Source organism: Streptomyces sp. NTH33 (genome assembly GCF_003236365.1).
Lineage (GTDB): Bacteria > Actinomycetota > Actinomycetes > Streptomycetales > Streptomycetaceae > Streptomyces.
The window spans coordinates 1-7,660 of the sequence record NZ_POTZ01000336.1 but is presented as its reverse complement, the minus strand read 5'-3'; the positions used below and the strand labels follow the sequence as shown (position 1 = coordinate 7,660).

The following is a 7,660-nucleotide window of genomic DNA, read 5'->3' as shown; positions in this document are numbered from 1 at the left end:
TAGGGTTTCGGTGGTCATAGCGTGAGGGAAACGCCCGGTCACATTCCGAACCCGGAAGCTAAGCCTCACCGCGCCGATGGTACTGCAGGGGGGACCCTGTGGGAGAGTAGGACACCGCCGAACAAATTTTGGGTAAAAGGCCCACACCGAAAAGGTGTGGGCCTTTTTCTTTGGCCGTATTACGGTGACCCCATGACTGGCCCCAGCAGCACCGAGCAGTACGTCATCCGTTCCCCACGTGCTGAGGAGTGGCCGAGCGCGAAGGCACTGCGACTTCTCGCGCTCCAGGATCCCGTGGCACACCTCGCCTTCCTGGAGACGTACGACGACGCCATGGCCAAGCCGGATGCTTTCTGGCAGGAGCGGACGGCCGGCGTCGTGGTGGGCGCGACCGGCGCGCGGCAGTTCATCGTCGAGGCTCCGGACGGGGAGTGGGTCGGGACTCTCACCGTGCTCGTGGAGGAGGCCGGTACCACGGACTGGGCCGGTTTTCCGGTCGAGCGGCGGCAGGGGCACGTCGTGGGCGTGTACGTGCGGCCCGAGCACCGGGGGTGCGGGCTGACCGAGGTGCTGTTCGACGAGGCCCTTCAGTGGGCCTGGGAAATCGGTGCGGAGCGGGTGCGGCTGATCGTGCACGAGGACAACGGGCGGGCCCTGCGCTTCTACCGCAGGGCCGGCTTCCTGCCGAGCGGAGTCACCGTGCCGATCCCAAGGCACTCGGACGAGTCCGAGCTGGAGTACGTGCTCGAGCGTCCCTGAGCCTGAGCGCCGGCGGACGTCATGCGGGGAGTTCGTCGTGCGGCCAGCGGGCGCGGGCCTGTTCGCGGGAGCGGAGCAGGGCCAGTGCCGGCAGCCCGCGGTCGGCTCCCGCGGCCAGCAGCTCGGGGAGCTGGGGAAGCGGGGCGACGGCGGCCACGTCGTCCAGGACGAGCGTGAGTGGTGGGTCGAGCCGACCGGAGGATGACCGTTCGGCCATGCGCCGGCCGTGCTCGACCACGCTTGAGGCGAGTGCCGTCAGAAGGGGCATCGCGCCCGGGTTGGTGCGGGGATCCTCGATGGATTCCCCGACCACATAAAGCGTTCCCCCTTCGCTGACGAAGGAATCCAAGGCGAGCGCATCAGTTCGGTTTGGAGTGCAGGCGTTACGGACGTTCACCGTGAACAGTGAGGCCAGTGCGCGGCTGGTCAACTCCTGGGCGATGTCACGGCGCTCGGGGTGCGAGGTGAGCGCGGCCTCGAGCTCGCCGGCCGATCCGGAGGCGGCCTTGGGGTTCGTGCGCAGGGCTCGTACGGCCTCCTGGACCTGGGTGCCCTGGGCCCAGCGGTGGACGTGGCGGACGGTGCGGCCGTCCACGGCGGCGGCATGGAGGAAGCTGCGCAGGAGGGTTTCCGCGGTGTCGGCTGTCGCCTGGTCGATCTTGGCGGTGGGGCGGACCGGGGCGAGGAGTGCCGTGGCTCTCGCCGCCGCCGTCGCCTTGTCCTCGCAGCCCGCGGTGGGGGACCAGTGGAGGCGGGCCGGGGTGTCGCACAGGTGGGCGGGGTCGTAGAGGAGGACCGGGCCCAGTTTGGCCCGGGGGTCCTTCGTGTCCTGCCAGAGGGCGGGGTTGGACGTGATGACGAGGGCCGGGCCTGCCGCGTCCCGGATGACCTGGGCGGCTGTCGCCCGGCGGCTCTCCCTCGGGGCGATGAGGACCTTCTCCCATCCGCCGGTCCGTTCGGGCTCCGCCGGGCCCGGGGGCTTCGTCAGCGGTGTCTCTGCCGGCGGCACCGGCGGCGTCTCCACCGGTCGCGTGTCCACGAACGGCTGTTCGGGTCGCGTGGCCGTCCGCTGGCCGGGGACCTCATGCGGCACCGGCGCCGGCTCCGGCTCCGGCGTCTCCCGGGGTGCGGGTTCCGGCTCCGGTGCCGCCGCCCGTTCCCGGGCCGCCGCCGTCTCCGCCCGTCTGCGCAGCCTTCCGGCTCTCCACCGGGCCACCGTGCCCATCACGAACACGGTCAGCACGAACAGCACCATCAGCTGGCCGATGAACAGGCCCCAGAACAGCCCGTACCCCGACAGCTGCCCCGGCTGTGTGTCCGGCCAGGCGCCGGGCATGTCGTGTGGGTCGCCCATGAGGTGGCGCATCGCCGGCGGCGTACGGGTGAAGACGACCCCGGACGGCCAGGAGCCGTGGGCGAAGAGGCCGGCGAGTCCGGTGGCCGTCCACACCAGCAGGGCCATGCCGAGCAGGAAGGCGAGGATGCCGACCAGCAGGCCGTCGGGAATGCCGCCCTGGCCGCCTTGCCGGCCCCTTCCGCGGTCGCGGTCGTCCGGTCTCACGCGTGTGTTCCCCCAGCCCCCTAGGCGACCGTCGACTCGGAGGAGCCGTCCAGGTCGACGATGTGCTGTTCCATGAAGGCCGCCGCCCGTTCCTCGGCCTCCCGTTCGGCGGCGCGCAGGGCGTTGTCGGAGACGAGGTCGCTGGAGGACTCCATCATGGCGCGGTCGGTGAAGACCAGCGGGCGTTCGGTCTCGGTGACCAGGTGTTTGACCACCTGGACATTGCCGTTGACGTCCCACACGGCGATGCCGGGGGTCAGGGTCGGGATGATCTCGACCGCCCACCTGGGCAGGCCGAGCACCCGGCCGGTCGCCCGTGCCTCGTCGGCCTTCTGGGCGTAGATCGTCCTGGTCGACGCCATCTTCAGGATCGCGGCCGCCTCCTTGGCCGCCGCTCCGTCGACGACGTCCGACAGGTGGTGCACCACCGCCACGAAGGACAGACCCAGCCGGCGCCCGAACTTCAGCAGCCGCTGGAACAGCTGTGCCACGAACGGGCTGTTGATGATGTGCCAGGCCTCCTCGACCAGGAAGATGCGCTTCTTGCGGTCGGGGCGGATCCAGGTGTGCTCCAGCCACACGCCGACGATCGCCATGAGGATCGGCATGGCGATGGAGTTGCGGTCGATGTGGGACAGGTCGAAGACGATCAGCGGGGCGTCCAGGTCGATGCCGACGGTCGTCGGCCCGTCGAACATGCCGCGCAGGTCGCCGTCGACCAGGCGGTCCAGGACCAGGGCCACGTCCAGGCCCCAGGCGCGTACGTCGTCTATGGCGACGTTCATGGCCTCGGCCGACTCCGGTTCCGGGTGCCGTAGCTGCTCGACGATGTCGGAGAGCACCGGCTGGCGTTCGACGATCGTCTCGTTGACGTAGGCGTGCGCGACCTTCAGGGCGAAGCCGGAGCGCTCGTCCAGGCCGCGGCCCATCGCGACCTCGATGATGGTCCTGAGCAGGGCGAGCTGCCCGGTCGTGGTGATCGCCGGGTCCAGCGGGTTGAGGCGGATGCCGTGGTCCAGGGCCGCCGTCGGGTCGAGCCGGATGGGAGTGATCCCCAGCTCCTCCGCGATCAGGTTCCACTCGCCGACCCCGTCCTCGCCCTGGGCGTCCAGGACGACGACCTGGCGGTCGCGGAAGCGGAGCTGGCGCAGGACGTAGGTCTTCTCCAGGGCCGACTTGCCGTTGCCGGACTCGCCGAGGACGAGCCAGTGCGGGGCGGGGAGCTGCTGACCGTACAGCTGGAAGGGGTCGTAGATGTAGCCCTTCCCGGAGTACACCTCGCGGCCGATGATGACGCCCGAGTCGCCGAGGCCGGGTGCGGCGGTGGGCAGGTAGACCGCCTGGGCCTGGCCCGTGGACGTTCTCACCGGCAGCCGGGTCGTCTCGACCTTCCCGAACAGGAAGGCCGTGAAGGCGTCCGTGAGCGCGGTCAGCGGGTCCCGCATCAGAGCATCAGCCCCTACCTTCGGATTCCGGTGGCGAACGGGAGGGTGTTCACGAAGGCGCGGTGGTGCTCGCGGTCGCACCACTCCAGCTTCAGGTAGGACTTTCCGGCCGAGGCCCTGATGGTCCGCTTGTCGCGGGCCAGGGCCTCGGGGGAGCGGGAGGAGACGGTGATCCAGCCGACGAGGTTGACGCCGGCGGCACCGCTGGCGAGGTCCTCGCCGCGCTGGTCGAGGCGGTGGTGGGCCTGCACGTCGCGCGGGTCCACGGTGCGGTTCATCTTGGCGGCGCGGCTGGCCTCGGCGGCGTCGTTGGTCTTCTCGGTCAGCATGCGTTCGATGGCGACCTCGGTGGGTTCGAGCTCCATCGTGACGGCGACCGTGCGGATGACGTCGGGGGTGTGGACGAGCAGGGGGGCGAGGAAGTTGACGCCGACCGGGGTCATGGGCCACTCCTTGATCCAGGCGGTGGCGTGGCACCAGGGCTCACGGGTGGCGGACTCGCGGGTCTTGGCCTGCAGGTACGTGGGCTGTCTGGCGTCCAGCTCGGCGGGCCATGCGTTGCGCCTGGTCATCGCCTGGATGTGGTCGATGGGGTGGTCCGGGTCGTACATGGAGTGGACCAGTGAGGCCAGCCGTCCCTGGCCGAGCGGCTGCCGTACGCGGATGTCGGCCTCCTGGAGCCGGGAGCAGATGTCGGTCAGCTCGCGGGCCATGACGACCGCGAGACCGGCGTCCCGGTCCAGTTTGCGGCCCGCCTGGGGCCGGGCGGCCCGTGCCATGGCCTGGGCCTCGGCGGCGAGTTCGCGGTTGTAGTGCATGCAGGCGACGAGGTAGGCGCGGTGCTGCTCGCTGCTGGTGGAGACCATGGACTGCAGTTGGTCGTACGACCGCTGCAGCCAGGCCGGTGCCCGGTCGTCCCCGCGTACGGTGACGTCCTTGGCGTGGGCGTCGGGGTCGGCGGGCAGGGTGCGGGCGAGCATCTGCAGGCGGGTGACGAAGCCGTCGCCGTTGGCCACGTGCTTGAGCAGGGTGCCGAAGCGGTCGACGAGGGTTTCCTGGTCCTCGGAGTCGCGCAGGCCGACGCCGGGGCCCTCGATCTCGATGGCGGCGGTCACCGTCTTGCGGTCGGCGTGCAGCAGGACGGCGATCTCGTCCGGCCCGAACGGCGCGGCGAGCCAGGTGATCCGGCCGATGCCGGGCGGCGGTCCGATCTCGATCTCCCGTCCGTCCAGGCGCGTACCGGCCTCCATCGCGCCCGAGCGGTAGAGGGCGCCGTTCTTGACCGTGCGCTTGTAGGAGCGGTTGATCTCGAACCACTTGTAGAACGTGCGGTGCCGGTAGGGCATGTAGACCGCGGCGAGCGCCAGCAGCGGGAAGCCGGTCAGCAGCACGATGCGCAGGGACAGCACGGGGACGACGAGCCCGCACATCATGCCGAGGAACGCGCCCGCGACGATCAGGGCGATCTCGCCGGTCTCGCGGTTGCGGCCGATGACCGCGTTCGGCCGGGCGCGGCCGATCAGATACGTACGGCGGGGCGTGACCGTGTGGGACACGTGGGAATCGGTCGTCAACGCCCTTCACCTCCCGTGCGGTTGGTACTGCTGTTGCGGGTCCTGCCTGTGTGCGGGGTGGTCACCGGGCTGGGTGCGCGGGGAGCGGGTGCGGCGGAGGAGACGGATCCGCCGCCGCCGTCCGGGACGCGTGCGCTGTGTGCGGCGACGCCGCCGGAGGCGGGGTTGGCCGGGCGGGGAGCGGAGGAGTGGCCGCCGCCGTTGCTGTCGGCCCGGGTGCTGTGGGTCTTGATGCCCTGCGCGACCAGGGTCGCCGGGGAGCTGATGACGGCCGCGGCCTTGCCCTCGGCGCCGCGCATGAGGCGGTTGTTGCGGCCGGCCGCGATCTCGTCGCCGAAGCCGGGGACGAAGCGGTAGATCATCGCGCTGGCGAAGATGGCGAGCAGGATGATGGCGAGGCCGGAGACGACGGCGGAGAAGGCGCCCGGTCCGTCGCCGGAGGACAGGGCGCCGGCGAGTCCGAGCACGATCACGATGACCGGTTTGACCAGGATCACGGCGATCATGATTCCGGCCCAGCGGCGTACGTGTCCCCACAGGTTCTTGTCGACCAGTCCGGCGTAGACGACGGTGCCGAGCAGTGCGCCGACGTAGAGCAGGGCGGCGCGGATGACGAGTTCGAGCCAGAGCACGCCGGCGGCGAGGATGGTGACGAGGGAGACGACGATCAGCATGATCGGGCCGCCGCCGATGTTCTCGCCCTTGGCGAGCGCGGCGGAGAACGTGCCGAAGAACGTGTCCGCCTGGTTGCCGGTCGTCTTCGCGAGTACGTCGGAGACGCCGTCGGTGGCCGATACGACCGTGTAGAGGATCAGCGGGGTGAAGGCGGAGGCCAGCACGGTCAGCCAGAGGAAGCCGACCGCCTCCGAGGTCGCGGTGGTCAGCGGCACGCCGCGCACGGCCCGCTTGGCCACGGCCAGCAGCCAGAGCAGGAGCGTGAGGACCGTCGACGCGGCGAACACGACGGCGTACTGCTGGAGGAACTTCTGGTTGGTGAAGTCGACGTTCGCGGTCTCCTGCACGGCCTTGCTGAGCTTGGTGATGGTCCAGGAGGCGGCGTCGGCACAGCCTTTGGCGAGGGAGGAGAGGGGGTCGAGGGTGGAGGTGGGGTCGTTGTACGTGGAGCCGTCGCGGCTGCCGCCGGCGCCCCTTTCGCAGTACTCCTTGGCGGGGCCGCGGATCAATTCGCACGGGTCACCGCTCCCCGACGGCGACGGGTTCGGACTGGGCGTGGGCGCGGCGAGGGCGCGGGTGGCCAGCAGCACGGTGCCGGCCTGTACGGCGGCGACGGCGGCCGTCACCTTGAGGAAGCGGTGATTAGCGCGCATACGTGAACCCTCCGTACTCCTCGACGGCCTTCGTCATGTCGTCGGCGGTGGAGGCTCTTTGGTCGCGCCCGACCGGGACAGGACCGTCCTTCTGCTGGAAGTCGGTGACCTTCCAGTCGTTGCCGACCCACTCCAGCTGGTAGGTGGTGGTGTACCAGCTCTCGGTGACGGGGTTGGTCGACGCTTCGCCGGAGAGGCCGAACAGCGAGGTGTACCAGACGGCGACGGTCGCCTGGTCCCCGCGCAGCGATGTGATCTTGGTGCCCACCGGGACGACCCGGGAGATGAACGTCTGGCCGGCCGGTGCCTTGCCGTTCTTGTCGAGGCCGATGTTCCTGAGGAAGTTCTCGCTCGAGTACGCACGGTCCAGGTCCGCCTGGCGGCGGGTGGCGAGTTCGGGGGCGTAGACGGTGTTCACGATCTGGTGCCGTCGGGCGGGGTCGAACATGTCGGCCGAGCCGAGGGCCACCGAGTAGTTCGCGGCAGCGCTCTGCGCCCCCTGTTCGTCGTGTGCGAACCCCGAGGGGATGCCGCCCGTCTCCGTCTCCACCGGCCGCTTCCCGCTCGCCGCGGTCGCCGCCGCCTTCGGCTTGTCGCCGCCGCCGTTGCCGTCCGCCGGGGGCGATCCGCCGCCGGAGCGGTTGGCGAAGGCGATCGCGGCGATGAGGAGGACGACCACGGCGACCACCGTGATCAGGCTGCGCGAGGACGAGCGGCTGCCGCGCCGGGCGCCGCCGTAGGGGTCGCCGGGCCGGTCCGGGAGCCGGGTGCGGGTCTGTCCGCCCTGGTACGGCCCGTCGTCGGCGCGCGCCAGGTCGCCGTACCCGTGCTCGTCTCCGTGGCTCATGCCCCGTACGCCCCCTCGACCTCGTACCGGAACGCGTAGAAGTACGACGGTAGCCGCGCTGGTTCCCGCGTGGACGCGGTGTGGTGACTCGACATCAGGGAAACGCAACCTCAGCCGGTGAGCACGGTGGGTGGGTGGGGGTAGCG

6 protein-coding genes and 1 rRNA gene are annotated in these 7,660 nt (G+C 70.7%); 2 read left to right on the top strand and 5 right to left on the bottom strand.

The window, feature by feature from the left end:
* Window positions 1-6: 6 nt before the first annotated feature.
* Both rrf and C1I97_RS26345 read left to right on the top strand, forming a co-directional pair.
* A 5S ribosomal RNA gene (gene rrf / locus C1I97_RS26350) occupies window positions 7-123 on the top strand.
* Between the two features lie 69 nt (window positions 124-192).
* Window positions 193-759: a GNAT family N-acetyltransferase gene (locus C1I97_RS26345; protein WP_111005652.1), complete on the top strand. Its 567-nt coding sequence runs from the start codon at window positions 193-195 to the stop codon at window positions 757-759.
* 19 nt (window positions 760-778) lie between these two features.
* On the opposite strand, the gene C1I97_RS26340 is transcribed toward C1I97_RS26345, so the two are convergent.
* The 5 genes from C1I97_RS26340 to C1I97_RS26320 are packed head-to-tail and all read right to left on the bottom strand — an operon-like array spanning window position 779 to window position 7,514.
* Window positions 779-2,320, bottom strand: a complete 1,542-nt coding sequence (locus tag C1I97_RS26340; RefSeq protein WP_111005651.1) for a type VI secretion protein — start codon at window positions 2,318-2,320, stop codon at window positions 779-781.
* Window positions 2,321-2,340: 20 nt separating this feature from the next.
* A complete protein-coding gene (locus C1I97_RS26335; RefSeq protein ID WP_111005650.1) occupies window positions 2,341-3,765 on the bottom strand; it encodes an ATP-binding protein in 1,425 nt (474 codons plus the stop codon).
* Between the two features lie 14 nt (window positions 3,766-3,779).
* Complete coding sequence (locus C1I97_RS26330; RefSeq protein ID WP_111005649.1) at window positions 3,780-5,339, bottom strand: SCO6880 family protein; 1,560 nt, start codon at window positions 5,337-5,339, stop codon at window positions 3,780-3,782.
* A complete protein-coding gene (locus C1I97_RS26325) occupies window positions 5,336-6,667 on the bottom strand; it encodes a hypothetical protein (protein ID WP_111005648.1) in 1,332 nt (443 codons plus the stop codon). Before C1I97_RS26325 ends, C1I97_RS26330 begins: the two co-directional genes overlap by 4 nt.
* Window positions 6,657-7,514, bottom strand: a complete 858-nt coding sequence (locus C1I97_RS26320) for a hypothetical protein (protein WP_181446918.1) — start codon at window positions 7,512-7,514, stop codon at window positions 6,657-6,659. The genes C1I97_RS26325 and C1I97_RS26320 overlap by 11 nt, the downstream gene beginning before the upstream one ends.
* Between the last annotated feature and the right edge of the window lie 146 nt (window positions 7,515-7,660).

Bases quoted from the DNA above. Each gene is read 5' to 3' on its own strand.
- C1I97_RS26345 (WP_111005652.1), top strand. From the start codon at position 193: ATGACTGGCCCCAGCAGCACCGAGCAGTACGTCATCCGTTCCCCACGT.
- C1I97_RS26335 (WP_111005650.1), bottom strand. From the start codon at position 3,765: ATGCGGGACCCGCTGACCGCGCTCACGGACGCCTTCACGGCCTTCCTG.
- C1I97_RS26325 (WP_111005648.1), bottom strand. From the start codon at position 6,667: ATGCGCGCTAATCACCGCTTCCTCAAGGTGACGGCCGCCGTCGCCGCC.
- C1I97_RS26320 (WP_181446918.1), bottom strand. From the start codon at position 7,514: ATGAGCCACGGAGACGAGCACGGGTACGGCGACCTGGCGCGCGCCGAC.